Annotated in this window: 22 protein-coding genes; 13 read left to right on the top strand and 9 right to left on the bottom strand. The window is 70.1% G+C overall.

Translation table 11 applies throughout. The features are described from left to right. Positions 1-22: 22 nt before the first annotated feature. The 7 genes from JCR33_RS00465 to JCR33_RS00435 all read left to right on the top strand — a co-directional run bounded on the left by JCR33_RS00465 (position 23) and on the right by JCR33_RS00435 (position 7,705). Complete coding sequence (locus JCR33_RS00465) at positions 23-784, top strand: SDR family NAD(P)-dependent oxidoreductase (protein ID WP_332461085.1); 762 nt, start codon at positions 23-25, stop codon at positions 782-784. A gap of 180 nt (positions 785-964) precedes the next feature. Next, positions 965-2,911: a methyl-accepting chemotaxis protein gene (locus JCR33_RS00460; protein ID WP_198880041.1), complete on the top strand. Its 1,947-nt coding sequence runs from the start codon at positions 965-967 to the stop codon at positions 2,909-2,911. A gap of 156 nt (positions 2,912-3,067) precedes the next feature. Next, positions 3,068-3,610, top strand: a complete 543-nt coding sequence (locus JCR33_RS00455; RefSeq protein ID WP_198880040.1) for a flavin reductase family protein — start codon at positions 3,068-3,070, stop codon at positions 3,608-3,610. 284 nt (positions 3,611-3,894) lie between these two features. Beyond that, on the top strand, positions 3,895-4,866 hold the full coding sequence (locus tag JCR33_RS00450; RefSeq protein WP_198880039.1) for a tripartite tricarboxylate transporter substrate binding protein: 972 nt from the start codon (positions 3,895-3,897) through the stop codon (positions 4,864-4,866). Between the two features lie 45 nt (positions 4,867-4,911). Continuing rightward, on the top strand, positions 4,912-5,394 hold the full coding sequence (locus JCR33_RS00445; RefSeq protein WP_198880038.1) for a tripartite tricarboxylate transporter TctB family protein: 483 nt from the start codon (positions 4,912-4,914) through the stop codon (positions 5,392-5,394). Between the two features lie 27 nt (positions 5,395-5,421). Continuing rightward, positions 5,422-6,939: a tripartite tricarboxylate transporter permease gene (locus JCR33_RS00440; protein ID WP_198880037.1), complete on the top strand. Its 1,518-nt coding sequence runs from the start codon at positions 5,422-5,424 to the stop codon at positions 6,937-6,939. Between the two features lie 4 nt (positions 6,940-6,943). After that, complete coding sequence (locus JCR33_RS00435) at positions 6,944-7,705, top strand: HpcH/HpaI aldolase family protein (RefSeq protein ID WP_198880036.1); 762 nt, start codon at positions 6,944-6,946, stop codon at positions 7,703-7,705. A gap of 53 nt (positions 7,706-7,758) precedes the next feature. Here the strand turns inward: JCR33_RS00435 and JCR33_RS00430 are convergent, their stop codons facing one another. Further along, a complete protein-coding gene (locus JCR33_RS00430; RefSeq protein WP_198880035.1) occupies positions 7,759-9,255 on the bottom strand; it encodes a CoA-acylating methylmalonate-semialdehyde dehydrogenase in 1,497 nt (498 codons plus the stop codon). An 82-nt stretch (positions 9,256-9,337) separates the two neighbouring features. Beyond that, entirely contained in the window at positions 9,338-10,027 is a 690-nt protein-coding gene (locus JCR33_RS00425) for an isochorismatase family protein (RefSeq protein ID WP_198880034.1), read from the bottom strand. Between the two features lie 179 nt (positions 10,028-10,206). On the opposite strand from JCR33_RS00425, the gene JCR33_RS00420 reads away from it, so the two are divergent. Both JCR33_RS00420 and JCR33_RS00415 read left to right on the top strand, forming a co-directional pair. Beyond that, the gene (locus JCR33_RS00420) at positions 10,207-11,451 is read left to right on the top strand and encodes a Zn-dependent hydrolase (protein WP_198880033.1); all 1,245 of its coding nucleotides are present in this window, start codon (positions 10,207-10,209) and stop codon (positions 11,449-11,451) included. Positions 11,452-11,583: 132 nt separating this feature from the next. Then, positions 11,584-12,954: an amidase gene (locus JCR33_RS00415; protein ID WP_198880032.1), complete on the top strand. Its 1,371-nt coding sequence runs from the start codon at positions 11,584-11,586 to the stop codon at positions 12,952-12,954. A gap of 16 nt (positions 12,955-12,970) precedes the next feature. Here the strand turns inward: JCR33_RS00415 and JCR33_RS00410 are convergent, their stop codons facing one another. Both JCR33_RS00410 and JCR33_RS00405 read right to left on the bottom strand, forming a co-directional pair. Then, entirely contained in the window at positions 12,971-13,504 is a 534-nt protein-coding gene (locus JCR33_RS00410) for an AAA family ATPase (protein WP_211109980.1), read from the bottom strand. Positions 13,505-13,613: 109 nt separating this feature from the next. Beyond that, entirely contained in the window at positions 13,614-14,585 is a 972-nt protein-coding gene (locus JCR33_RS00405) for an OmpA family protein (RefSeq protein ID WP_198880031.1), read from the bottom strand. On the opposite strand from JCR33_RS00405, the gene JCR33_RS00400 reads away from it, so the two are divergent. After that, complete coding sequence (locus tag JCR33_RS00400) at positions 14,565-15,980, top strand: hypothetical protein (protein ID WP_198880030.1); 1,416 nt, start codon at positions 14,565-14,567, stop codon at positions 15,978-15,980. The genes JCR33_RS00405 and JCR33_RS00400 overlap by 21 nt on opposite strands. A gap of 77 nt (positions 15,981-16,057) precedes the next feature. Here the strand turns inward: JCR33_RS00400 and lpdA are convergent, their stop codons facing one another. The 4 genes from lpdA to JCR33_RS00380 all read right to left on the bottom strand — a co-directional run bounded on the left by lpdA (position 16,058) and on the right by JCR33_RS00380 (position 20,800). Then, positions 16,058-17,476, bottom strand: coding sequence for a dihydrolipoyl dehydrogenase (lpdA, locus tag JCR33_RS00395; RefSeq protein WP_198880029.1), 1,419 nt, complete (start codon positions 17,474-17,476; stop codon positions 16,058-16,060). Between the two features lie 29 nt (positions 17,477-17,505). Then, on the bottom strand, positions 17,506-19,617 hold the full coding sequence (glyS, locus tag JCR33_RS00390) for a glycine--tRNA ligase subunit beta (protein ID WP_198880028.1): 2,112 nt from the start codon (positions 19,615-19,617) through the stop codon (positions 17,506-17,508). A 98-nt stretch (positions 19,618-19,715) separates the two neighbouring features. Next, complete coding sequence (locus tag JCR33_RS00385) at positions 19,716-20,378, bottom strand: trypsin-like serine peptidase (protein WP_198880027.1); 663 nt, start codon at positions 20,376-20,378, stop codon at positions 19,716-19,718. 86 nt (positions 20,379-20,464) lie between these two features. Further along, on the bottom strand, positions 20,465-20,800 hold the full coding sequence (locus JCR33_RS00380; RefSeq protein WP_198880026.1) for a hypothetical protein: 336 nt from the start codon (positions 20,798-20,800) through the stop codon (positions 20,465-20,467). Positions 20,801-20,983: 183 nt separating this feature from the next. Here JCR33_RS00380 and JCR33_RS00375 point away from each other — a divergent pair, with 183 nt between their 5' ends. Beyond that, entirely contained in the window at positions 20,984-22,087 is a 1,104-nt protein-coding gene (locus JCR33_RS00375; protein WP_198880025.1) for a glycosyltransferase family 4 protein, read from the top strand. Between the two features lie 77 nt (positions 22,088-22,164). Here the strand turns inward: JCR33_RS00375 and JCR33_RS00370 are convergent, their stop codons facing one another. After that, a complete protein-coding gene (locus JCR33_RS00370) occupies positions 22,165-23,535 on the bottom strand; it encodes a pyruvate dehydrogenase complex dihydrolipoamide acetyltransferase (RefSeq protein ID WP_198880024.1) in 1,371 nt (456 codons plus the stop codon). A gap of 185 nt (positions 23,536-23,720) precedes the next feature. Here JCR33_RS00370 and JCR33_RS00365 point away from each other — a divergent pair, with 185 nt between their 5' ends. Then, entirely contained in the window at positions 23,721-24,929 is a 1,209-nt protein-coding gene (locus JCR33_RS00365) for a glycosyltransferase (RefSeq protein ID WP_198880023.1), read from the top strand. 227 nt (positions 24,930-25,156) lie between these two features. Continuing rightward, positions 25,157-25,468 carry a hypothetical protein gene (locus JCR33_RS00360; protein ID WP_198880022.1) on the top strand — a complete coding sequence of 104 codons (312 nt, stop codon included), beginning with the start codon at positions 25,157-25,159 and terminating at the stop codon, positions 25,466-25,468. Positions 25,469-25,485: the final 17 nt, after the last annotated feature.

Here is a 25,485-nt window from a genome sequence, read left to right as displayed (position 1 = left end):
GATGCGAGAGGTCGATACAAGCGTGGTGGCTCCACAGGAATTTTCCGGCAAGATCGCCCTCGTCACCGGTGGGGCGACGGGGATCGGCAGGGCCGCCTCGCTCGCCCTCGCGGCGCGCGGCGCGACGGTGACGATCGCCGGGCGGCGCACCGAGGCGGGCAAGGCCGTCGTCGAGGAGATCCGCGCGCTCGGCGGCACGGCCGAGTTCCGCCGCACCGACGTCACCGACCTCGGCGCCCTGGAGGCGCTGCACCGCGGCATCGTCGCCGACCACGGCCGGCTCGACATCGCGTTCGACAACGCCGGCTACCAGGAGCCCCGCGCCCCGCTGCCGCAGCAGAGCGACGCCGTCTTCGATCGCGTCTTCGACACCAACTTGCGGGCGGTGTTCCACTGTCTCCGGCTGCAGATCCCGCTGATGGCCGCGGCGGGCGGCGGCGCCATCGTCGTCAACGCCTCGGTGAGCGGGCTCAGGAACCCCAATCCGGGGCTCTCGCTCTATTCCGCGTCCAAGGCGGCGGTGATCTCGCTCGCGAAATCTGCGGCGATGGAGGCGGCGGAAACGGGCGTGCGCATCAACATCGTCGCGCCGGGCCGCGTTGCCACCGAGATGATGCTGGGCTCGAAGATCATGGACATGGAGGCCGTCGCGGCCGGGCTGCCGATCCGCCGCCTCGGCCGGCCCGAGGAGGTGGCGGAGGCCGTCGCCTGGCTCGCCTCCGACGCGGCGTCCTTCGTCGTCGGCCATGTCCTGTGCACCGACGGTGGCTTCATGACGCTGTGACGGGCGGCTGACCCCACCCGCCGCTACCGCGCACTCTCCTCCGGTTTCCGAATCCCCGCACGACCGATCTTGCGGCGCACTGACCCCGGTCCCAACCCTGTTCCGGGGAGCCGAGCGGTTCAGCCCCATCACAGCCGCTCGTGCCATCAGGTCTGTGTTTGGAGAGTGGAGACATCCGGAATGCTTGCGCAACTGCGGATCGGTACGAAGGTCATGCTCATCGCGCTGGTGGCCTTCGTGGGCTTCGCCATCATGCTCGCCGTGATGGTATTCACCGACGCGATGCAGGATCGCGTGCGGGCGAAGCGAGAGGCGGCCATCGAGGATCGTGCGCTCGCCCAGGCGATCAGCGACGACTTCCTCCACGCCCGCCGCGACGAGAAGGACTTCCTGCTTCTCAAGAACATCGACTATGTCGAGAAGCACGCCGCCCTCGCCGAGCGCATCAACCAGAGGATCGACGCCCTCGCCGCTCGTGCGGGCACCGACACCGCTCGCCTCGGCGAGCTCAGCCGGGCGTTCGACCTCTACAAGGCGCGCTTCGCCGACGTCGTGAGCGACACCGTGGCGATGGGGCTCGATCCCGAGGACGGCCTTCTCGGCCGCCTGCGCCAGGCCGTCCACACCGTGGAACAGGCGCTGAAAGCCCACGACCTGCCGCGCCTTTCGGTGTCGATGCTGATGATGCGCCGGCACGAGAAGGACTTCCTCGCCCGCAAGGACCCGAAATACGTCAAGCGCCTCAACGACGAGCGCGACGCGTTCGAAACGCTTCTGCGCGCCTCGCCGATCGCGGCGGAGGACGCCGACCGCCTCGCCGCCCTCTCGCGCAGCTATGCCGCCGCCTTCAACGAGCTCGCGACGCTTCAGCAGGGGCTCAGCGCCAAGCTCGAGACGCTGAACGAGGCCTACGCCGCCACCGAGCCGATCCTTGCCGACATCGTGCGTGCCAGCGAAGCGCGCGAGGCCGAAGCGCGCGCGGAGCTGACGACGATCGACGGGCAGAGCAGCAAGATCCTCTTCGCGAGCGTCCTCCTCATCGCGGTGGGGACGACAGGGATCGCGTTTCTGGTCGGGCGGAAGATCGCCCGCCCCATAACCCACCTCGCCGAGGCGATGACGCGCCTTTCCACCGGGGACCGCACCGCGACCGTCACCGTCGTCGGCCGCGACGAGGTCGCCGACATGGGTCGGGCCTTCCAGATCTTCCGCGCCAATCTCGCGGAGGCGGAGGCCCACGCGCTGGAAGAGCGCGAGGCGGAGCGCCAGCGCAGCGCGCGCGCCGAAGCGATCGCCTCGATGACGCGCGTCTTCGGCGACAACGCCGCCGTCATCGTCGGCGCGGTGTCGAACGCGGCCTCCGGCATGCAGCACACCGCCCAGTCCATGGCCGACGCGGCGGAAGACGCCACGGAGCAGACGTCCGCGGTGTCGACCGCATCCTCGATCACCTCCGCCAACGTCCAGACCGTGGCGAGCGCGACGGAGGAGCTGTCCGCCTCGATCGAGGAAATCACCCGCCAGATCACCGAGACGAGCCGGATCTCCCAGGAGGCCGTGGAGCGGGCCCGCCATTCGGGGCGCCTCGTCACCACCCTCTCGGAGTCGGCCGAGAAGATCGGCGCCGTGGTCAGCCTCATCAGCGACATCGCGAGCCGGACGAACCTTCTCGCCCTCAACGCGACCATCGAGGCCGCGCGCGCCGGGGACGCCGGCAAGGGCTTCGCCGTGGTGGCCGCGGAGGTGAAGCAGCTCGCCGACAAGACCGCCAAGGCGACCGAAGAGATCTCCGTCCAGATCGCCGACATCCAAGGCGCCACCGGCGAGACCGTCGGCACCATCGACGAGGTGAGCGGGGTGATCGACCGCATCGCCAAGGTGGTGGCGACCATCTCCGCCGCGGTGGACCAGCAAGGCTCCGCCACGCGCGAGATCGCCCGCAGCATTCAGGACGTCGCCGTGCGCACCGAAGAGGCGGTGTCGGGCATCACCTCGGTGAGCCAGATTTCCGCGAACACGGGAATGGCCGCCGGGCAGCTCCTCGAGGCCGCCAACGACCTCGCCCGGCAGGCGACGACGATGCACGACGAAGTCGACGGCTTCCTCACACGCCTGAACGCCGCCTGACGGCCGCGAGGACGAGCCGCCGGGCCACCGCGCGCCCGGCCTCCGAGGCGCCGCCACCCGGCGGCCCACCGTATGTGGGTCGTGGCCCAAAGGTCTGCACAAGCCCCGCCCCGTTGGCTTATGGTCGGCCTCATCCAACGACGGACGGAGGCGCGCATGGAACCCCTCGATCTCGGCAGAGCCTTCACCTTGATCGAGCCCGGACCCGTCGTCCTCGTCACGACCCACAACGGCCGCAGGGACAACGTGATGACGATCACGTGGACGATGGCGATGAGCTTCTCCGCCGATTTCGCCATCACTACGGGCCTCTGGAATTACTCCTATGCCGCGCTGCGCGACACGCGGGAGTGCGTTCTTTCCATTCCGACGGTGGACATGATCGACACCGCCGTGGGCATCGGAACCTGCTCCGGCGAGGACGTCGACAAGTTCGAGAAGTTCGCCCTCACCCGAGTGGCGGGCAAGCATGTCCGCGCCCCGCTGATCGGTGAATGCCTCGCCAACATCGAGTGCCGCGTGGCGGATATCATCGAGCGGCACAGCATCGTGGTGCTCGAAGGCCTCGCCGCCTATCACGACCCCGCCCGCGCGGAAAAGCGCCTGCTCCACGCCGTCGGCGACGGCACCTTCATCGTCGACGGGGACACGATCGACCGGCGCGAGATGATGCGCTCCAAGCTCCCGAGCGGAATCTGAGCGGCTCCGCCGAAGGCGCCTGCGACCTAAGGCGTGCCGACCCGCTCGTTGGCGATATCGGCGCCGCATAAGAACGGACAAGTAAACGCTCACGCGACTCGCGCACACCGGCGACGAGCCGGGCTTTCGCCGCACATAGTCCGCCGATTGTCCCGTATCGTCCGCCATCGATACCGCACTGCAGCAAATAGTGCGGCGATCGTCGGCCAACCAATCGGTGAATTGCCTCGCTCGAAGGCGTCCGCTATCCCTTCCTGAAACAATAATAGATGGGAGGAACTATCATGCGGTCACTCGTCAGCTTGGTTGCGGCGGCCGTCGCTCTCGCGGCGACCCCGGCGCTCGCCCAGGATTGCGACTGGACCCCCGAACGCGCCGTGACCTACGTGGTGCCCTGGGGCGCCGGCGGCGGCACCGACGCCAACTCGCGCATGCTCGCCAGCCTGCTCGAAAAGAAGTTCGGCGTGCCCTTCAACGTGGTGAACCGCACCGGCGGCAACGGCGTGACCGGCCACTCCGCCATCGCCCACGCCGCGCCCGACGGCTACACCGTCGGCGCCGTGACGGTGGAGATCAACACCATGCACCATGTCGGCCTCACCGACATGACGCGGGAGGATATCACGCCCATCGCGCTGGTGGACATCGTGCCCGCCTCCGTGCTCGTGAAGGCCGATTCCGAATACGAGACGCTGGAGGACCTGTTGGCCGCGGCGAAGGCCAATCCCGGCTCGCTGACCGCCTCGGGCACCTCGCAGGGCGGCATCTGGCACCTTGCCCTCGCCGGCCTCCTCAACGCGGAGGGGATGGACCCCGCGGCGATCCGCTGGATCCCCTCGAAGGGCGCCGCGCCGGCGATGCAGGAGTTGATGGCGGGCGGCGTCGACGTCGCCACGCCCGCCCTTTCGGAAGGTAAGGCGCTGGTGGAGCAGGGCGAACTGAAGGCGCTCGCCTACATGCACACCGACCGCATGAAGGCGCTGCCCGATGTGCCGACCACCGCCGAGGTCCTCGATTCGGGCTGGACGCTGGCGGCGTGGATCACGATCTCCGGCCCCGGCGGCCTGCCGGACGACATCACCTGCTCCTACGAGAAGGCGGTGCTCGAGATCGTCGACACGCCCGAGTGGGCCGAGTTCAAGGCGAGCCGCGGCGCGGACGTCGTGAAGATGGGCTCCGACGAGCTCGCCGCCTACATGGAAAAGAGCGACGCGGCCCTCGGCTCGACGATCCAGGCGATCGGCCTCGCGAAGTAGGACGGCGGCGGGAGGCGCTCCGCCTCCCGCCTCCCCTTCGATACGATGCAGATAGACGATCGCCTCCTCGGCCTTCTCCTCGTCGCCTTCGGCGTGGCGGTATTCCTCGTCGCGCAGACCTTCCCGATGATGGCGGGCCTCGCCTACGGGCCGGACTTCTTCCCCTCCATCGCCGCGGTGGGGATGATCGTGTGCGGCGCGCTCATCGCCGTTTCGGGCGTAGTGCGGGCGAGGGCCGTGACCCCGCCCGCCGCCGCGGCCCCGCCGCCGGCCGCCCGCTTCGGCGCGGGGCTCGCGCGGCCGGCGATCCTGTGCCTCGTCGTGATCGCCTTCGCCGTCCTCCTCGGGCCACTCGGCTTTCACATCGCCGCGCTCCTCGCGGTCGGGGCGGCCGCCCTCACCTTCGGCGCCCATCCCCTGACCGCCGCGACCCTTGCGGTGGTCGCCTCCATCGCCGTCCACGCCGTGTTCTACTCGCTTCTGAGAGTGCCGCTGCCGTGGGGCGTCCTGACGCCCTACGCCTGGTAGCCCTCCGCGCCCGGGATCCCTGCGACCATGCCCACCGACGCTCTCGCGGCCGTCTTCACCGCCGACAATCTCACCGTCATCGTCATCGCCACGCTCTACGGCACCTTCGTCGGGGCGATGCCCGGGCTGACGGCGACGATGGCCGTGGCGCTGCTGGTGCCCTTCACCTACTTCATGGACCCGGTGCCGGCGATCTCGGCGATCACCGCGACCACCACCACGGCGATCTTCGCCGGCGACATCGCGGGCGCGCTGCTCCGAATGCCCGGCACGCCGGCTTCCGCGGCCTATGTGGACGATTCCTTTCGCCTCTCGCAGGAGGGGTCGGCGCGCAAGATCCTCTTTGTCTCGCTGCTGACGGCGGCGATCGGCGGGATCGTCGGCGTCGCAATCCTGGCGCTCGCCGCCCCGCAGCTCGCCCGCTTCGCCATCGGCTTCTCGAGCTTCGAGAATTTCTGGCTGGCGACGCTCGGCATCACCTGCGCCATCCTCGCCGGCTCCGGCACCGTGGCGAAGAACTTCGCCTCCCTCTTCCTCGGCCTGTTCGTCGCCTCCATCGGCATCGACGTCGCCGTCGGCCATCCCCGCTTCACCTTCGGCAACGTCGAGCTCTACGACGGCGTCTCGTTCATTCCGGCGATGATCGGCCTCTTCGCGATGTCGGAGGTGCTGCGCAACGCGCGGGCCGGCGCCAACGTGGAGCGGCTCACGCTGTCGCTCGAAAGCGTCGCCGCGGCGCTGTCGGGCGCCGTCGGTGCGATCGGCCGGCTGAAGCGGGTGATCGCCCAGTCGAGCATCCTAGGCACGCTCATCGGGGCGCTGCCGGGGGCGGGCGCCGACATTGCCGCCTGGATCGCCTACGCCCTCGCCAAGCGCGGTTCCAAGACGCCCGAGCGCTTCGGCAAAGGCTCCATCGAGGGGATCGCCGCCGGCGGCTCGGCCAACAATGCCGGCGTCGCCGGGGCGTGGACGCCGGCGCTGGTGTTCGGCATCCCCGGCGATTCGGTGACGGCGATCGCCATCGGCGTCCTCTTCATGAAGGGGCTGACGCCGGGGCCGCAGATCTTCACCAACGATCCGACGCTCGTCGGTGCCCTCTTCGGCTCCTTCTTCGTCGCCAACATCGTGATGGTGTTCACCGGCGGCCTCGCGATCCTCGCGGCGACGATGATCCTCAAGGTCCCACGCACCGTGCTGATGCCGATGGTGCTCCTCTCCTCGCTGGTGGGCGCCTACGCCATCACCGGCTCCACCCTCGCCATCTGGATCGTGCTCGTCCTCGGCATCGCCGGCTTCTTCATGGAGGAGAACGGCATTCCGATGGCGCCGGCGATCCTCGGCATCGTCCTCGGGCGCGTGCTCGAGGACAACTTCATGGTGTCCATGATGAAATCCCAAGGCGATCTCGTCGCCTTCTTCGAGCGGCCGGTGGCGGCCGTGCTCGGCGCCCTCACCCTCTTCCTGTGGGCCTTGCTCTTGATTCGGGCGGGTCTACAGCTCACACGCGGCCGTACGTCCGCCCATCTCACCCCTGAGGAAACCTGACACTATGGCGCCCAATCCCATCAAAGCCGCCCTGAAGCGTGGCGAGACCGTCGTCGGGATGTGGAGTTCGACCGGCTCTCCGGAAATCGCCGAGGCGGCGGTGCGGCTCGGCTGGAAGACGATCGTTCTCGACAACGAGCACGGCGTCGCCGATCTCGACACGGCGGTCGCCATCCATCGGGCGGTGCTGTCGGCAGGGGGCGACGTGCTGTTGCGCGTTCCGGCGGCCGATCCCACGCTGCTGAAGCTCGTCCTCGACCGGGGCTTCCGGTCGATCATGGCGCCCATGGTCGACACCGTGGAGGAGGCCCGCGTGTTCGCCGAGGCCTGCCGCTATCCTCCGCTCGGCAAGCGCGGCTATGCGGCACCGATCATCCGCGCGTCCGGTTACGGCACCGAGCCCGACTATGTGAAGACCGCGCACGAGGAGCTTCTTCTGATCGCCCAGATCGAGCACACCGCGGCGGTGGAGAACATCGCCGCGATCGCGGCGGTCGATGGGATCGACGGGCTGTTCCTCGGCCCCAACGACCTCGCCGGCTCGCTCGGCCTCCTGGAGCAGCTCGGCGACGAGCGGGTGCTCGCGATGTGCGAGCGGGTGGAGAAGGACGTGCTCGCGACCGGCAAGTGGCTCGGTTCGATCGTCCGCCCCGGCCGCACGCCCCGCGAGCTGCACGAGCACGGCGTGCGCCTCATCGCCGGCCCGTCCGACATCGGCCTCTTCCTCGCCGCCGCCAAGGCCGCCCTAGACGAATTCGCCCTCTGAGCACCGCTCACGACATCCGCCACCGGCGCGCGTGCCGGTGGCGGGGGTCGTTCCTAGCGCATCACCGGCATGACGAACTCGGCGCCTTCCTTGACGCCGCCGGGCCAGCGGGAGGTCACCGTCTTGGTGCGGGTGTAGAAGCGGATGGAGTCGGGGCCGTGCTGGTTGAGGTCGCCGAAGCCGGAGCGCTTCCAGCCGCCGAAGGTGTGATAGGCGAGCGGCACCGGGATCGGCACGTTGACGCCGACCATGCCCACTTCCACGCGGTTGACGAAGTCGCGCGCGGTGTCGCCGTCCCGGGTGAAGATCGCGACGCCGTTGCCGTATTCGTGCTCTGTCGGCAGACGCACGGCCTCTTCGTAATCCTTGGCGCGGACCACCGACAGGACGGGGCCGAAGATCTCGTCCTTGTAGATCGCCATGTCGGCCGTCACGTGGTCGAACAGGCACGCCCCCATGTAGAAGCCGTTCTCGTAGCCCTGCAGGGTGAAGCCGCGGCCGTCGACCACCAGCTCGGCGCCGTCCTCCACGCCGCGATCGACGTAGGAGCGCACCCGGTCTACCGCGGCGCGGGTCACGAGGGGGCCGAAGTCGGCGTCCGGATCGTCGGAGGGTCCGATGCGCAGCGCCTCCACCTTGGGCTTCAGCACCTCCATCAGAGCGTCGGCGGCCTTGTCGCCCACCGGCACCGCCACCGAAACCGCCATGCAGCGCTCGCCCGCCGAGCCGTAGCCGGCGCCGATGAGCGCGTTCGCGGCCTGCTCCATGTCGGCATCGGGCATCACGATCATGTGGTTCTTGGCGCCGCCGAAGCACTGGACGCGCTTCCCGTGGGCCGCGCCCGTCGCGTAGACATATTGGGCGATGTCGGACGAGCCGACGAAGCCCACCGCCATCACCGCCGGATCGGTGAGGAGGGTGTCGACCGCCACCTTGTCGCCCTGCACCACGTTGAGGATGCCGGCGGGAAGGCCCGCCTCGATCATCAGCTCGGCGAGGCGGACCGGGACGGACGGGTCGCGCTCGGAGGGCTTCAGCACGAAGGCGTTGCCGCAGGCGATCGCCGGGGCGAACTTCCACATCGGGATCATCGCCGGGAAGTTGAACGGCGTGATGCCGGCGACGACACCGAGGGGCTGGCGCATCGAGTACATGTCGATGCTGGGTCCGGCGTCGGTGGAGAACTCGCCCTTCATGAGGTGCGGAATGCCGATCGCGAACTCGGCGACCTCGAGCCCGCGCTGCACGTCGCCCTTGGCATCGGGCACGGTCTTGCCGTGCTCGGCGGCGAGGAGCTCGGCGAGCTCGTTCATGTTCTGGTTGAGGAGGTCGACGAAGCGCATCATCACGCGCGCCCGCCGCTGCGGGTTGACGGCCGCCCAGGCCGGCTGCGCCTCGGCGGCGTTGCGGATCGCCGCCCGCACCTCGTCGGCAGAGGCGAGTGCGACCTTCGCCTGGACCTCGCCGGTCGCAGGGCGGAACACGTCCGCCGTCCGCCCCGAGGCGCCCGCCACATGGCGCCCGCCCACGAAATGACCCACCTCACGCATCGCTATCGCTCCAGAACCCTTGGCATTGTTCCCACCTCTACAGGGGAAAGGCGGGCGAGCGGAAGGGGGCGGCGCGAGAACCTCAGTCGTTGCGGCGCATGTGGTCGAGCACCTCCTCGACGGGCATCACGTCGCCAAACTTCGCGTCGATATCGAAAAGGTTCCACTCCACCGCGCCGGCGATGCGGTCGCCCACCGCCTCGCGCGGGCAGATGGTGCGGAAGCCGTTGGCGATGCCGTCCTCCAGCGTGTGGCGCACGCAGGCCGACGCGGTGACGCCGGTGACGACGATGGTGTCCACCTTCTGCGCCGTCAGCCAGGAGGCGAGATTGGTGCCGTGGAAGCCGGACGCCATCTTCTTGGTGATGACGAGCTCGCCCTCGCGCGGGGCGATGCGGGAATCGATCTCGGCCGCCTCCGAGCCCACCCGCAGCTCGCTGAGCGGGATCTTGGCGCCCCACGCGGCGGTGTCCGCCCCCGGCCCCTCGGGAACCTGATAGGCGGTGGTCGTGTAGACGATGGGAAGCCCCTTGGCGCGGAAGGCTTCGAGAAGGCTCTGGTTGGCGGCGATCACCTCGTCCATGCCGGCGCAGGAGAAGGCGTGGCCCGGCCGCGTCCAACCGTTGGCGAGGTCGATGAGGACGAGCGCCGGCCGCTCGCCGAAGCCGATGCGGCGCTGAAAGCCCCGCCCGGCGTAAACCTCGCGGTTGGCGCGGAACACCACCTCCAGCGCCGCCTTCAATTCCTCGTCGGAAACCCGTTCCGTACCCATTCGTCCCATCCTCCATGCGCCATCGCGCCGTATGGTTGCTTTCCAGCGGCGGGCGCGGCAACTATCGGGCCACTTCGCACCCGCCGCGCCGGTCCGATCCTTGCACGCCATTTCCGGCACGCCACTCCCGGCTCGCCACGCCTAACTCGCCACCGCGGACGAGCCCTGCCGAGGACGTTATGAGCACCAACCTGAAGATCAATCCAGAGCGCCTGTGGTCGACCTTGATGGAGACCGCCCAATACGGGGCGACCCCGAAGGGGGGCGTGCGCCGCCTGACCCTGTCCGACGAGGACAAGATGGTGCGCGACTGGTTCAAGACGACGTGCGAGGCGGCGGGGCTCGCCGTTTCCGTCGACGCCATCGGCAACATGTTCGCCACCCGCCCCGGCACCGATCCGAGCGCGCCGGCGATCGCCTTCGGCTCGCACCTCGATACCCAGCCTGCCGGCGGCAAGTTCGACGGCATCCTCGGCGTGCTCGCGGGGCTCGAGGCGATGCGCACCCTCAACGAGGCCGGCTACGAGACGACCCATCCCCTCACCCTCGTCAACTGGACCAACGAGGAAGGCGCCCGCTTCGCCCCGGCGATGATGTGCTCGGGCGTCTATGCCGGCGACCTCGACATGGCGACGATGCTCGCGGGGACGGACCGGGACGGCAAGTCGTTCGGCGAGGAGCTGGAGCGGATCGGCTACAAGGGGCCGGAGACGGTGGGCGAGCGCCGCTTCAAGGCGTTCGTGGAGCTTCACATCGAGCAGGGGCCGATCCTCGAGGCCGAGGAGAAGACCATCGGCGTCGTCACCGGCGGCCAGGGCATCGTGTGGCTCGACGGGGTGATCACCGGGCGCGACAGCCACGCCGGCACCACGCCGATGCCCATGCGGCGCGACGCGATGAACGCGCTCGCCGAGGTGGCGCTCGCGATCGAAGCGGTGGCGCTGGAGTTCGGACCCGCCGGCGTCGGCACCCTCGGCGAGGCGCTGGTGCTGCCGGGCTCGCGCAACACCATTCCCGGCACCACCACGTTCAAGGCCGACTTCCGCCACCCCGATGCCGAGGCGCTCACGGCGATGGAAGCCGCCTTCACGGCGCGCTGCCGCGAGATCGCCGACGGGCGCAAGGTGGAGATCGACGTCACGCGCATCTGGCGAAAGGACCCGATCGCCTTCAACTCCACCATCGTGGAGGCGGTGGAGGCCGCCGCGGCCGCGAACGCGCTGCCCGCCCGGCGGATGATCTCCGGCGCCGGCCACGACGCCTTCTATATTTCGGGAACCTGCCCCACGGGGATGATCTTCGTGCCCTGCTGGGAGGGGGTGAGCCACAACGAGGAGGAGAGCGCCACCGAGGCCGACTGCGGCGCCGGCGCCCAGGTCCTCCTCGACGCCCTGCTGCGCCTCGACGCCAACCCGCCGAGCTGAACGCCGCGCCGCCGACATCGATCCGCGGGACGGCGCGTGCGAGCCGGTGCGTGGGAGGCGGTGCGAGGCGGCTTCCATGGGTGGCGCTCTCGCTCTAGAGGAAGGGGGTAGCCTCACGGGAAAGGTGCCAGCGTGACCGAACTCTCCCCCGAACGTGCCGCCGATCTTGCCGCCGCGCCGCTTGCGCGCGCCTATCTCGCGGGCGATGCCGATCCCGTCGCGGTGACCGAGGTGTTCCTGGAGCGCATCGCCGCGGCCGAGGGGTCCGCCGTCTATCTGGCGGTGACCGCCGATCGGGCGCGGCGCGAGGCCGCCGCCGCCAAGGCGCGCTACGCCGCCGGAACGCCCGCCTCCCCCATCGACGGCGTGCCGGTCGCCTGGAAGGACCTCTTCGACATAAAGGGCGTCGTGACGACGGGCGGCTCGGCCGTGTTCCGCCACGCCGCCCCCGCCGAGGCCGACGCTCCCGCCGTCGCCCGGCTGACGGCGGCGGGCGCCGTGGCGCTCGGCAAGGTGAACCTCACCGAGTTCGCCTATTCCGGCCTCGGCCTCAACCCGCACTACGGCACGCCGGTGAACCCGCACGATCCGGAGACGCCGCGGGCACCGGGGGGCTCGTCGTCCGGTTCCGCGGTGGCCGTCGCGACGGGGCTCGCGACCGTCGCGATCGGCTCCGACACCGGCGGGTCGATCCGCGTGCCCGCCGCCTTCAATGGCATCGTCGGCCTCAAGGTCTCGGAAGGGCGGGTGCCGACCGAGGGCGTGATCCCCCTCTCCCCCTCCCTCGACACCGTCGGCCCCCTCGCCCGCACGGTGGAGGACTGCGTGCTCGTCGACGCCGCCCTGAGGGGGGCGATGCCCACGGCGCGGCGGGGCGACGTCAAGGGCATGGAGCTCGTGGTGTGCGAGTCGGTGATGCTCGACGGCTGCGAGGACGCCGTCGTCGCCGCCTTCGACGGGGCGCTGACGCGGCTCGAGCGCGCCGGCGCGAAGATCACCCGCCGCACCATCCCGGAAGTCGAGGAGGTCGCGCGCCTCACCGCCGAATGCGGCACGATCGTGTCGGTGGAGGCCTACGACTACCACCGCGAGCGGATCGAGGGCCCCGAGGTGGAGGAGATGGACGGGCGCGTCGTGGCGCGCATCCTGCGGGGCAAGGCGATGACGGGACTCGAGCACCTGACGCTCACCCGCGCCCGCGCCGCGCTCCCGGGCGCCATCGCCAAGCGGCTCGACGGAGCCTTCATGGTGTGCCCGTCGGTCGCCCACGTGGCGCCCGAGATCGCCCCGCTCGACGCCGATTGGGAGCTCTTCAACGCCGTCAACATGAAGACGCTGCGCAACACCTCGATCGGCAATTTCCTCAATATGCCCGGCGTGTCGCTGCCGGCGGCCACCACCTCCCCGATGCCGGTGGGCTTCCTCCTCGCCGGCCCCGGCGGCAGCGACGAACAGGTGATGTCGGCCGCCCTCGCGGTGGAGCGCATCCTGCGGGGCGACTGAGAGGGCGAGGCCCCGATCAAGCGGCGGCCCGCGCCGCCGCCACGATGCGTGACGCCGCGTCCTGCGCACTCGTCGTCGCGCTGTCGACGACGAGCCGCGCGCGGCTCCAGGGCTCGTAGGTCCGTTCCAGCACGTCGCGCCAGGTCGGCAGCGTGAGCCCGTCGACGTCCGACGCCCGGCCCTCGACGCGCCGGCGGTGCACGCTCGGGTCCGAGCAGATCACCTCCACCTCGACGAGGCCGGCCCGCTTGGCTCGGGCAACCGCAGCCCAGGCGTCGCGCGTGAGGGCGATCGGGTTGACGCTGTCGGCGACGACCATCGCCGTGCCGACGAGATTGTCCGCCGCCACGGCGTATCCGACGCAATAGCCGGCATCCTCGGCCGGATCGATGCCGAGCACCGACCGCTTCAACGCGGCCTCGATCGTATCGATGCGCAGATGAACGCCCGCGACGGAGGTCGCGACCCGGCGCGCGATGGTGGTCTTGCCCGTACCCGGGAGGCCGGACATCACGACGAGGCAGGGGCGGACCGCGCCGCCCTCAGCCACGGCGCCCGCACGGCGACAACTCGCACACCTCAGGACCCCGCGCCTCTCCCTCGTCGCCGCGGCGGCGGACGCCGTCCGATCCGCCGCCGTCGGCTCTTGCGGAGCGAGCCTACTCCACGATCTGGCTCTCGTCGAAGCCCGCGATCTGATCCTCGGTGGACAGGAGCGGGGTCAGGCGGCGAACCGTGACGCGGCGGTTCTCCTGGCTCGCACCCGAGGTTTGCACCTTGAGATACTGCTCGCCGAAGCCTTGGGAGACGAGGTTCTCGGGCGGGATCTCGAAATACTCGGTGAGGAGGGTCGCCACCGATTCGGCGCGGCGGTCGCTGAGCTCCAGGTTGGCGATGTCGGAACCCACCGCGTCGGTGTGGCCCTCGATGAGGAACACCTCCTGCGGGTCGTCGGCCACCGCCTCCTCGATGGCGACGCCGATGGTCTCGAGAGCCGCCACCTGGTCGACCGGCACCTCGGCCGAGCCCGTCGCGAAGGTGACGGTGTCGATGTCGACGCGCGGCATCAGATCCCGCACATTCTCGTTGTAGAGGATCTGGTTGAGCGTGTAGCTGCGGTCGACCTCCTGCACCGGATCGGCGACCACCGTGCGGTAGACGCGGTCCACCGATGCGCGCGAGGGCTCCACGATGTACTCGTCGCGCGGCATCCCCACCCGCACCGGCGGCAGGTCGACGTAGAGATCACGGTCGCCCTCCCACCAGGTCGGCAGATTGTTGAAGAGGGTGACGGTGCGTCCATCGGGATATTCCCGATAGCGGCGGATCGGCACACCCGACGCGTCGACGATGGTGACGACGCGCACGTTGCCGTCGCGGACGATGGTGGTTTCGCGCCAGCCATTGTCGAGCTCGTAGGTGTCGTAGGCGTTGGCGCGCCACCAGAAGCGCTGCGGCGCGGGGTTGACGACGAAGGGACGGCGCGGCGTGCCGTAGATGACGCGGTCGCGGCGGCGGTCGATCACGTCGCGATCGCCGAAGAAGCGCAGATCGGCGGCGTCGCGGCGGCGGTGCACGGTCTCGCGGCGCTCCCACTCGCGCACCCGCTCGTGGCGCTGACGCTGGCGCATCTCCTCCTGCTCGCGGGCCCGATCGTCGCGGCGGATCTGCTGGCGCAGCTCGCGGCGGCGCTCGCGCATCGCATCGGCGCGCTGCTCCGCCCGGCGGTTTTCCCGGCGCAGATCCTCGGCGCGCTCGCGCTGGATCTCGCGGCGACGGTCGAGGCGGCGGTCGCGCCGCATCTCGTCTCGGCGCTCCTCCTGGCGCGCATCGCGACGCTCGTCGCGCCGGTCGTCGTCACGGGCGTCGCGGCGATCGTCCCGACGCTCATCGTCGCGCGTGGTCCGCTGCTCGTCTTCGCGGCGGCGGCGCTCTTCGTCCCGCTGACGCTCTTCGGCCTGCTGGCGCTGGCGCATCTCGCGAAGCTCGCGATCGCGTTGGGCCTGGCGCTGCTGCCGCCGCTCCTGCTCGGTGAGTTTGGGGTCGGGCTGGACGTCGAGACGCTCGCGCCGCCGCTCCTCCAGCGCTCGCTCGGTGCGGCTCCTGTCGCCATCGGCCTGCTGCTGCTGGCGCCGACGCTGCTCATCCACCTGACGTTGCTGCTGCCGCTGCCGCTGCTCGTCCGCCTGTTGCTGCTGCTGGCGCTGACGCTGCTGGTCCGCCTGATTCTGCTGCTGGCGCTGCCGCTGCTGGTCCGCCTGCTGCTGCTGCTGGCGCTGCCGCTGTTCGTCCGCCTGTTGCTGCTGCTGGCGCTGACGCTGCTGATCCGCCTGATTCTGCTGCTGGCGTTGGCGCTGCTGGTCCGCCTGCTGCTGCTGTTGGCGCTGGCGCTGCTGCTCCGCCTGATTCTGCTGCTGGCGCTGGCGCTGCTGGTCCGCCTGCTGCTGCTGGTGGCGCTGCCGCTGCTGTTCCGCCTGATTCTGCTGCTGGCGCTGGCGCTGCTGGTCCGCCTGCTGCTGCTGCTGGCGCTGCCGCTGGTCGTCCGCCTGTTGCTGCTGCTGGCGCTGACGCTGCTGATCCGCCGGATTCTGCTGCTGGCGTGGGCGCTGCTGGTCCGCCTGCTGCTGCTGTTGGCGCTGGCGCTGCTGATCCGCCTGATTCTGCTGCTGGCGCTGGCGCTGCTGGTCAGCCTGCTGCTGCTGTTGGCGCTGGCGCTGCTGATCCGCCTGGCGTTGCTGCTGCTGGTTCGGCTGGCGTTGCTTCGGCTCGTTGGCCTGTCGCGACTGCTGGCGATCGCGCTGGCGTTGCTCGCGGATCTGCTGGCGTTCCCGCTCCCGCTGCTCGCGGATGCGGCGACGCTCGTCGTCCTGGTTCTGGACCACGATCACCTGCCGCTCAACCGTCGTCCCGTCAAGCCGCGGCAGGGCCGTGGCGGCCGTTGGAAGGCTCACGGCCACGGCCACCATGGTTGCCGCCGCTCGCTTAGTCATCTGTCGCATCATATCCGTCCCTGGTGGGTCGTTTGATGCGTCAATGCCCGGACGGCACTGTACGTTCACTGAACAGTGTGTTCAGTTTTGCGCCACATTTCGGCGAAGGGTGCTCAGGTGTGGATCACCCGGCCGTAGGCGTCGAGCACGGACTCGTGCATCATCTCCGACAGCGTGGGGTGCGGGAACACCGTGTGCATCAGCTCTTCCTCGGTGGTCTCGAGGTTCATCGCCACCACGAAGCCCTGGATGAGCTCGGTCACCTCGGCGCCCGCCATGTGGGCCCCCAGGAGCTGACCGGTCTCGGCGTCGAAGATGGTCTTCACGATGCCTTCCGGCTCGCCGAGGGCGATGGCCTTGCCGTTGCCGATGAAGGGGAAGCGACCGACCTTGATCTTGCGGCCGCCTTCCTTGGCCTTCGCCTCGGTGAGGCCCACGGAGGCAACCTGCGGCTGGCAGTAGGTGCAGCCCGGGATCATCAGCTTGTCGAGCGGATGGGGGTGGAGGCCGGCGATCGCCTCCACGCACACGACGCCCTCGTGCTCGGCCTTGTGGGCGAGCATCGGCGGACCGGCGACGTCGCCGATGGCGAAGATACCCGGCACGCTGGTGCGGCCATAGCCGTCGGCGACGATGCAGCCGCGGTCGGTCTTCACGCCGAGCTTTTCGAGCCCGAGATTGTCGATGTTGCCGACCACCCCGACGGCGGAGATGATCTTGTCGACCTCGCGCGTCTCGCTCTTGCCGCCCTTCTCGATGGTGGCCTTCTGGGTCTTGCCCTTGTCCACCTTCGTCACCTTGGCGCCGGTGATGATCTCGATGCCCTGCTTCTCCAGGCGCTTCCTCACGTGGGCGGCGATCTCGGCGTCCTCCACGGGAAGGATCTGGTCCAGCACCTCCACCACGGTGACCTTGGCGCCCATCGAGTCGTAGAAGCTCGCGAACTCGATACCGATGGCGCCGGAGCCGACAACGAGCAGCGACTTCGGCATCTCCTTGGGCACCATCGCCTCGAAATAGGTCCAGATCGCGTCCTTGTCGGGTTCGAGGCCCGGCAGCGCGCGCGGCCGGGCGCCGGTCGCGACGATGATGTTCTTCGCCGTGTAGGTGCCGCCGCCCTTGGCCCCCTTCGGCGCGTCCGGCGCCTCCGTCACGGTGAGCTTGCCCGGAGCCTCGAGGGTGGCGGTGCCCCAGAGGACGTCGATCTTGTTCTTCTTCATCAGGAAGGCGACGCCGTTGCTGAGCTGGCTCGCGACGCCGCGCGAGCGCGTCACCACCTTGCCGATGTCGAAGGAGACGTCCTTGGCCGAGAGGCCGAAATCCTTGGCGTGCTGCATGTGGCCGAAGATCTCGGCCGAGCGCAGCAGCGCCTTCGTCGGGATGCAGCCCCAGTTGAGGCAGATGCCGCCGAGATGCTTGCGCTCCACCACCGCCGTCTTGAAGCCGAGCTGGGCCGAGCGGATCGCGGTCACGTAGCCGCCGGGGCCTGCGCCGATGATGATGACGTCGTAGTCGGCGCCGTTCTGAGCCATGGTCAGTCCTCGATCATTTTGGCGGTAGGTTAACCTGAGATGGCAGAAAAGTCCGCCACCTCGCGGGTGACGTCGCTCAGCGCCTTGAGGAGACGCAGGCGATTGAGGCGGAGCGCCGGCTCCTCGGCGTTGACGAGCACCTTGTCGAAGAAGGCGTCGACGGGCGCGCGCAGGGCCGCGAGGGCGGCCATCGCACTCGCATAGTCCTCCGCGGCGACGGCGTCGGTCACCGCGGCGCGGGCCGCGGCGACGGCCTTCACGAGGGCGATCTCCTCGGCCTCGACGAGCGCCGCCTCCTCCACCTCGCCCGTCACCGGGCCGTCCTTCTTCTCCTCGGCGCGCAGGATGTTGGTGGCGCGGCGGTAGCCGGCCATCAGGTTGGCGCCGTCGTCGGTGGCGAGGAAGGCGGTCAGCGCCTCGATGCGGTTGACGATGTCGACGAGGTCGATGACGGCGAGCACCGGAATGATCGCCCGCACCGTGTCGGCGGAGACGCCCGCCTCGCGCTGTTGCACCACGAAGCGGTCGAGGAGGAAATCGGCGATGGCGTCGGTGTCGGCGGTCTCCGCCACCGCGCTGCCGGCCCAGGGGGCGGCCGCGCGGGGAAGCATCGCCTCCGCCCCGCCCTTCAGCTTGAGCCGCGCGCCGTGGGTGAGGATCAGGCGGATGATGCCGAGCGCGGCGCGGCGCAGGCCGAAGGCGTCGCCGGAGCCGGTGGGCTTCTCGCCCGCAGCCCAGAGCGACACGAGGGAATCGAGCTTGTCGGCGAGCGCCACGGCCACCGACACGGCGCCCTGCGGCACCTCGTCGGCGGGGCCGAGCGGCTGGTAGTGCTCCTCGATGGCGGCGGCGACCTCGGCGTCAAGGCCCTCCACCTCGGCGTAGCGGCGGCCCATGTAACCCTGGAGCTCCGGGAACTCGCCCACCATGCCGGTGACGAGATCGGCCTTCGCGAGGCGCGCCGCCGTCTCCGCCGTGTCGGGGTCGGCGCCGACGGCGGGCGCGAGGTGGCGGGCGAGCGAGGCAATGCGCTCCACCCGCTCGGCCTGGCTGCCGAGCTTTTCGTGGAAGGTCACGCTGGCGAGCTTCTTCGCATGCTCGGCGAGGGTGAGCTTGAGGTCCTGCTCCCAGAAGAAGCGGGCGTCGGCGAGGCGGGCGCGTACCACGCGCTCGTTGCCCGCGACGATCGCCTTGCCGCCGTCGCTCGCCTCGATGTTGGCGGTGAGCACGAAGGCGTTGGCGAGCCGGCCGGTCGCCGCCTCGCGGGTAACGAAGCACTTCTGGTTTTCGCGGATGGTGAGGCGAATCACCTCCTCCGGCAGGCTGAGCGCGCTTTCCTCGAAGCGCCCGACGAGCACCACCGGCCATTCGACGAGGCCGGCGACCTCCTCCAGCAGCCCTTCGTCCTCCACGAGCTCCAGGCCGAGCGCGAACACCTTGTCGCGCGCGTCGTGGATGATCTGGTCGCGCCGGCGGTCGAGGTCGACGATCACCTTCGCCTTCTCGAGCGAGGTCTTGTAGTCGTCGAGCCGGCGGATGCGGATGGACCCAGGCGCGTGGAAGCGGTGGCCGACGGTGGTGTCGCCCACCGGCACGCCCGGCAGCTTCACGGGGACGATCTCGGGGTCTTCGTTCTCCGCGCCGAAGGTGGCGACGATGGAGGAGAGCGGGCGCACCCAGCGCAGCGAACCGGGGTCGATGGAGGTCTCCCCCCAGCGCATCGAGACCGGCCAGGGGAAGCGGCGCACCGTCTCCTCGATGGCTTCGGCGGCGATCTCGATGGTGGGGCGGCCGGGCACCACGGTGCGGGCCACGTAGAGGTCGCCCTTCTTGGGGTCCGACAGGATCTCCGCCTCGTCGACGGAGGTAAGGCCCGCGGAGCGGAGGAAGCCTTCCACCGCCTTCTCCGGCGCGCCGACGCGGGGGCCGCGGCGCTCCTCGCGGCGATCGGCGGAGCGGGCGGGCAGGCCCGTGACCGCGAGCACCAGGCGTCGCGGCGTCACGCTCGCCCAGACGCCCTCATAGGTGAGGCCGGCGTCGACGAGGTGGTTGGTGATGAGGCGCTGCAGGTCGCCCGCCGCACGGCGTTGCATGCGGGCGGGGATTTCCTCGCTGCGGAGTTCCAGGAAGAGTTCGGGCATCGTCCGGCCGTTTGGGTGCACGTCGGGGCGAGGTAGCACCGGCAGGGGACGGGTGAAAGCCCTCTTGCGCGGGCATCACCTCTGCGCGGGGGGCAAGATCAGCGGCAGGCCTCGGCAATGTCCTGCGGCAGCGGGGCGGCGAGCGAGGAGGCTCGGGCGGTCGCCACCATGACGGCGATGGCACGACCGTCGGCATCACGCACCGGTCCGCCCGACGCGCCGTGGGTGGCGGGGCAGTCGAGAAGGAGGTCGCCGTCGACCCGGGCGAGGACGGTGCAGACGTGCGTCGTCGGCACGTGGACGCGCGGCGCGCCGTAGCCCGTCACGCTGACCTCGGCATTGCGCTTGGGGACCGGGCCGACGGGGAGAACGGCGGGCGCATCCTCGCCGAGGCAGAGCACGGCGACGTCGTCGCCGAGATCGCGGCCTTCGATGGGCGAGACGTGCGCCACCCATGCCATGCGGGCATAGCCGAAGAGAAGATCGGTCGCGGCGGGGTCGACGTCGGCGAGGCAGTGGGCGGCGGTGACCACCACGCGGGGCGCGACGGCGAAGGCGGTGCAGTGGCGCCGGCGCGCGTAGCCGGCATGATTCGCCCGGGCGATGGCGGGCTCTGGCTTCGCCTCCCCGGCCCGCGCCGTGCCGCCAGTCAGGACGGCGAGCGCGACGAGGCCCGCCGAAAGGGCCGCGACGCAGCGGGTCGGCGCGCCGAAGGCACACGCCGCGCCGCCCGCACGCTCGGCTCTTCCGTCTCTATCCACGGCCCTTCCCTGGTTGGCCTCCGTCGGCGGCTCGCCCCGCGATGGCGCCAGGGGCACCGCCCTTCCCAAGCGTCCGGCGGCGGGCGTCAGTCGAAGGGGATCATCGGTTGGTAGCAGACGCTGTGCATCACGCACTTGGGATTGTCGCGCGAGGGCGCGTACTCGGGCTTGATGCCCTGCCAGCGGTCGCAATAGCCGACATTCGCCACGAAGCGGCGGTAGGTGTAGGTGCCCGTGGTCATCACCACCTGGCCCTCCCGGCGGACGAGGGCGTTGGCCTCGGCACACGTCATCGTCCGCGTGTCGGGCCGGGCGGCCGCGGGCGCCGCCGTCGCGGTCAGGGCGCCGACCGTCACGGCCACGGCGAGGCCGGCGAGCGCCCCGCGGCGTCGGCCTCTCGGCAAAGGATCCAATCGGCTCATCCTCTTCTCTCCCTCCCCCGACGCAGCGATGCGCGCTTGCGGCGGACCGTCACTTGACGGGACGGCCAGGTTCAGCATTCTGCCGCCTCCATGCTACGCCCCGTCCTCTTCCTCGATATCAGTCGTCTGGTACGCCGATATGAGCATTTCGGTGGACCGACGGGCATTGATCGCATCGAATTGATGTATGCGCGATGGCTGACGCGTCAGCGCGCCTTCGTGCCGCGCGCGGCCACGCGCAGCGGGCGCGGGCTCGTGATGCTGCCGCGCCGCGCCCTCGACCAGGTGGTGACGACCCTCGAGACGCGCTGGTCGGACACTGCGCCGCGCCAGTTCGGCCGCCTCGGCACCTCGCGCCTCGCCTATGCCGCCGATCGGGTGGAGCAGCGCGTGCGACGCCTCGCCCTGACCGCGCTCGGCCGGCCGCTCGATGCCGGCGGCGCGCCCAGCGTAACGCTGAATGTCGGCCACGACGGGCTCGACGAGCCGGAGCGCTTCGCCCGCCTGCCCGGCCGCTTCGTCGCGATGATCAACGATCTCATCCCGATCACCCACCCCGAATACGAGACGGAGCGGGCGACGCGCCTCCATCAGCGCCGCATCGCCACGCTGGTGGAGCACGCCGATCACGTGTTCACCATCTCGGAGACGACGCGGGCGGAGCTCCTCGACTATGTGAGCGGCGCGCCCTTCACCACCTCGGTGCTCCACCTCGGCCCCGCCCTCACCCCGCCGACGCAGCCGACGCGCTTCGCCCATCCGACCTTCGTTCATCTGTCGAGCATCGACCGGCGCAAGAATCTCGCCTTCCTGCTCCACGTCTGGCGCGAACTCGCCGAGCACGACGGCGCCCCCCACCTCCTCGTCATCGGCCGGCGCGGCAGCGACCAGACGGCGCTCGACCTCATCGATCGCAGCCCCAAGCTGCACGGTCTGGTGCGCGCGACGGGCGGGCTCGGCGACGATATGGTCGCCGGTTATCTCGCCGGGGCGCGGGCGCTGGTGACGCCGTCCTTCGTGGAGGGTTATGGGCTGCCGATCGTGGAGGCGCACGCGATGGGAGTGCCGGTGATCGCCTCCGACATCCCCGCCCACCGCGAGATCGGCGGCATCTCGACGATCTTCGTCGGTCCCACCGACGGGCCGGGTTGGCGCCACGCCATCATGGCGCTCGCCGAGAACGACGCGATCCGCGCGACGCGCGTTGCGCAGATCGCGCCGCCCGCGGACTGGGAGACCCACTTCACGAAGCTGACGATGCAGCTCGAGGAGATCGCCGCGCGCTGAGCCCGCACGGCGATGACCTGGCGCCCTGAACGGGCACCACCCAAGCAGCGGGCAGCGCCCGAGAGAGGCGGAGCGCCTTAGACGAGGAGGCGCATCGGGCTCTCGATGAGCCCCTTGAAGGCCTGCAGCACTTCGGCGCCGAGCGCCCCGTCGACGACGCGGTGGTCGACGGACAGCGTCACCGTCATCACCGTGGCGATGGCGAGCGCACCGTCCTTCACCACCGGGCGCTGCGAGCCCTCGCCCACCGCGAGGATCGAGCCGTGCGGCGGGTTGATGACGGCGGCGAAGTCGCGAATGCCGAACATGCCGAGATTGGAGACCGCGGTGGAGCCGCCCTGATATTCCTGCGGCTGAAGCTTCTTGTCGCGGGCGCGCTTGGCGAGGTCCTTCATTTCGTTGGAGATGACGGAGAGCGGCTTCATGTCGGCCTTGCGCACCACCGGGGTGATGAGGCCGTCGGGAATGGCGACGGCGACGCCCACGTCGACGCTGTCGTGGATCAGGCGGGCGGTGGAGGTGTAGGTGGCGTTGGCCATCGGCACCTGCTTCAGGGAGAGCGCCATCGCCTTGATGACGAAGTCGTTGACCGAGACCTTGTAGGCGGGCTTGCCCTCCTTGTCGGTCGGAGCGGCGGCGTTGATGTCGGCCCGCAGCTTGAGGAGGGCGTCGAGCTCGGTGTCGACCGACAGGTAGAAGTGGGGGACGGTCTGCTTCGATTCGGTGAGGCGACGCGCGATCGTCTTGCGCATGCCGTCGTGCGGGATCTCCTTGTAGGTCCCCGCCTCGAACATCGCGCGGATCTGATCGTCGCTCATGCCGAGCGCGGGAGCGGCTGCGGCGGGGGCGGCCGCCTTGGGGGCGGTGGCGGGCGCTTCGGCCGCGGCGGGGGCGGCCGCTTTGCCGGTGCCGGCGGCCTTCGCCTCCTCGATGTCGCGCTGGACGATGCGGCCGTGCGGGCCGGACCCGGTGACGGCGGAGAGGTCGATGCCGTCCTTCTCGGCGAGGCGGCGGGCGAGCGGCGAGGCGAAGATGCGCTCGCCACCGGACGTCGGCGCGGGCGCCGCGGCGGGGGCCGGCGCTGCGGCGCCGTTGCCGGTGCGCGTCGCGTCGGCGGCGCCGCCCGGGGCCGTCTCCACCGCTTCGGCCTTCGGCGCGGGCGCGGGCTTCGGTGCCGGCGCGGCGTCGAGATCGGCAGCGCTCTCGCCCTCGCCGAGGAGCATCGCGATGGGCTCGTTCACCGGCACGTCGGCCGTGCCTTCGGCAACGAGGATCTTGCCGACGACGCCTTCGTCGACCGCCTCCACCTCCATCGTCGCCTTGTCGGTTTCGATCTCGGCCACGACGTCGCCGGAGGAAATGGTATCGCCTTCCTTCACGAGCCACTTGGCCAGCGTGCCGGCCTCCATGGTGGGCGATAGCGCCGGCATCAGGATGGGGGTGGGCATGAAGGTCCTCACAACGTTATCTCGTGGCGCATGGCCTACGCTGATGAGGCCGCGCGCCCGTCGGAATGTCCGCGAAGGCGGCATGGATTGCAAGATGGTGCGGCAGCGGTGTTGTGTTTCCAGCACGGCCCTGCCATGCGCGGGGGTCGCATCGCCCTCTCGCCCCCACCGGAGCGCCGCGCCCCATGAAGATCCTGTTTCTGCACAACAATTTTCCGGGCCAATACCGGCGCATCGCGGCCCATCTGCGGTCCATGCCGGAGGTGGAGATGCGCGCCGGCACGCTCGCATCGAATAAGCAGGACTATGGCGTTCGCCGCGTCGACTACGCGCTCCACCGCGAAGTGACGAAGGACATTCACCCGACCCTCGTCGCCACCGAGCGCGCCGTGCTCACCGCCCAGGCCGCCTTCAAGGCGCTCTATGCGCTGAAGAGCGAGGGCTGGGCGCCCGACCTCGTGTGCTCCCACTCCGGCTGGGGCCCCTCCCTCTTCGTCAAGGAGCTCTGGCCACAGGCGAAGCTTCTGGCGCTCTTCGAATGGTACTATCGCGCCCGCGGCAGCGACGCGGACTTTCTGGAGCCGATCAACCACGACAGCGCCGTCCGCGCACACATGAAGAACATCCCGATCCTGCTCGACCTTGCGGAGATGGACTGGGGCACCTCACCGACCCGGTGGCAGTTCAGCCAGTTCCCCGAGCACCTGCGCCACAACATGTCGGTGCTGCACGAGGGGGTGGATTGCGACTTCTTCTCCCCCGGCGAGGCGAGCGTGGAGGCCGACGGGCGCACCTTCACCGCCGCCGACGAGGTCATCACCTACGTGGCGCGGGGGATGGAGCCCTATCGCGGCTTTCCTCAGTTCATGGCGGCGGTGGCCGAGCTGCAGCAGCGGCGGCCGGACCTCCACGTCCTGATCGCCGGGCAGGACCGCACCGCCTACGGCAAGCGGCGCGGCGATGGGAAGACCCATCGCGAGCACGCCCTCGCCTCGCTCGACCTCGACGAGAGCCGCATCCACTTCCTCGGCCTCGTCCCGCTCACGACGCTGCGGGCGATGTTCCGCATCACCCGGGCGCACGTCTATCTGACGGTACCGTTCGTGCTGTCGTGGTCGATGCTGGAGGCGATGGCGACGGGTGCGCTGATCGTCGGCTCGCGCACGGCGCCGGTGGAGGAGCTGATCACCGACGGCGAGAACGGCGTGCTGACGGACTTCTTCGACGTGCGCGAGATCGTGGATCGCCTCGAGGAGGTCTTACGCGGCGCGCTCGACGACGCCAGCCTGAGGCAAGCAGCACGAGGCACGATCGTCGACCAGTACGCTCTCGACCGCATCCTTCCCCGCCAGTGGGAGCTGATGCAGCGGGTGGCGCGCGGCGAGCGGCCCTAAGAGCCGTCGCTCGAAAACGCAGGGAGGCTGCCGCTGGCGGATGGCTCGCCGGCGGAGCATCGCGATGGACAACCTCCCGCCCCCGCCCCACGGCGCGCCGGGCTCGGCACACTAATCCCCGTCGCCGACGCATTCCGTACCATGATCAAGCAAGGACGATGACGTACACCCCCGCTCCGGGCGGCGCTCGCGACGAGTAGACCGCCGGCGACAAAAGGAAAACCGCCATGCGGAAGACCGCTCTACTCGCCCTCTTTGCCACCGTTGCTGTCGCCTCCCCGTTCGACGTGGCCAATGCGGCCCAGACCTTGTGCAAGGATCGCAAGGAGATCGTCGACCTTCTGTCGCGGCGCTTCGGCGAGACGCAGCGCTCGTTCGGACTGCAGAACGACCGCAAGGTCTTGGAGCTCTACGCCTCGGAGAACGGCACGTGGACGGCGCTGGTGACGCTGCCGTCGGGGCGCTCCTGCGTGGTGGCCGCCGGCGAAGCTTGGCACGAGGTCGAGGGAGAGCCGGCGCCGGTGGGCGAGCCCGCCTGACCGCCCACCGCGGCACC

Source organism: Acuticoccus mangrovi, assembly GCF_016411865.1.
Taxonomy (GTDB): domain Bacteria; phylum Pseudomonadota; class Alphaproteobacteria; order Rhizobiales; family Amorphaceae; genus Acuticoccus; species Acuticoccus mangrovi.
Note: the sequence above shows the minus strand (reverse complement) of the source record. Positions and strands in the feature narration are given on the sequence as shown.

Excerpts from the sequence above, each read along its gene's own strand:
- JCR33_RS00460 (WP_198880041.1), top strand. The coding sequence starts at position 965 with ATGCTTGCGCAACTGCGGATCGGTACGAAGGTCATGCTCATCGCGCTG.
- JCR33_RS00455 (WP_198880040.1), top strand. The coding sequence starts at position 3,068 with ATGGAACCCCTCGATCTCGGCAGAGCCTTCACCTTGATCGAGCCCGGA.
- JCR33_RS00450 (WP_198880039.1), top strand. The coding sequence starts at position 3,895 with ATGCGGTCACTCGTCAGCTTGGTTGCGGCGGCCGTCGCTCTCGCGGCG.
- JCR33_RS00445 (WP_198880038.1), top strand. The coding sequence starts at position 4,912 with ATGCAGATAGACGATCGCCTCCTCGGCCTTCTCCTCGTCGCCTTCGGC.
- JCR33_RS00440 (WP_198880037.1), top strand. The coding sequence starts at position 5,422 with ATGCCCACCGACGCTCTCGCGGCCGTCTTCACCGCCGACAATCTCACC.
- JCR33_RS00435 (WP_198880036.1), top strand. The coding sequence starts at position 6,944 with ATGGCGCCCAATCCCATCAAAGCCGCCCTGAAGCGTGGCGAGACCGTC.
- JCR33_RS00430 (WP_198880035.1), bottom strand. The coding sequence starts at position 9,255 with ATGCGTGAGGTGGGTCATTTCGTGGGCGGGCGCCATGTGGCGGGCGCC.
- JCR33_RS00425 (WP_198880034.1), bottom strand. The coding sequence starts at position 10,027 with ATGGGTACGGAACGGGTTTCCGACGAGGAATTGAAGGCGGCGCTGGAG.
- JCR33_RS00420 (WP_198880033.1), top strand. The coding sequence starts at position 10,207 with ATGAGCACCAACCTGAAGATCAATCCAGAGCGCCTGTGGTCGACCTTG.
- JCR33_RS00405 (WP_198880031.1), bottom strand. The coding sequence starts at position 14,585 with ATGCGCCAGCGTCAGCGCCACGAGCGGGTGCGCGAGTGGGAGCGCCGC.
- lpdA (WP_198880029.1), bottom strand. The coding sequence starts at position 17,476 with ATGGCTCAGAACGGCGCCGACTACGACGTCATCATCATCGGCGCAGGC.
- glyS (WP_198880028.1), bottom strand. The coding sequence starts at position 19,617 with ATGCCCGAACTCTTCCTGGAACTCCGCAGCGAGGAAATCCCCGCCCGC.
- JCR33_RS00380 (WP_198880026.1), bottom strand. The coding sequence starts at position 20,800 with ATGAGCCGATTGGATCCTTTGCCGAGAGGCCGACGCCGCGGGGCGCTC.
- JCR33_RS00375 (WP_198880025.1), top strand. The coding sequence starts at position 20,984 with ATGTATGCGCGATGGCTGACGCGTCAGCGCGCCTTCGTGCCGCGCGCG.
- JCR33_RS00370 (WP_198880024.1), bottom strand. The coding sequence starts at position 23,535 with ATGCCCACCCCCATCCTGATGCCGGCGCTATCGCCCACCATGGAGGCC.
- JCR33_RS00365 (WP_198880023.1), top strand. The coding sequence starts at position 23,721 with ATGAAGATCCTGTTTCTGCACAACAATTTTCCGGGCCAATACCGGCGC.
- JCR33_RS00360 (WP_198880022.1), top strand. The coding sequence starts at position 25,157 with ATGCGGAAGACCGCTCTACTCGCCCTCTTTGCCACCGTTGCTGTCGCC.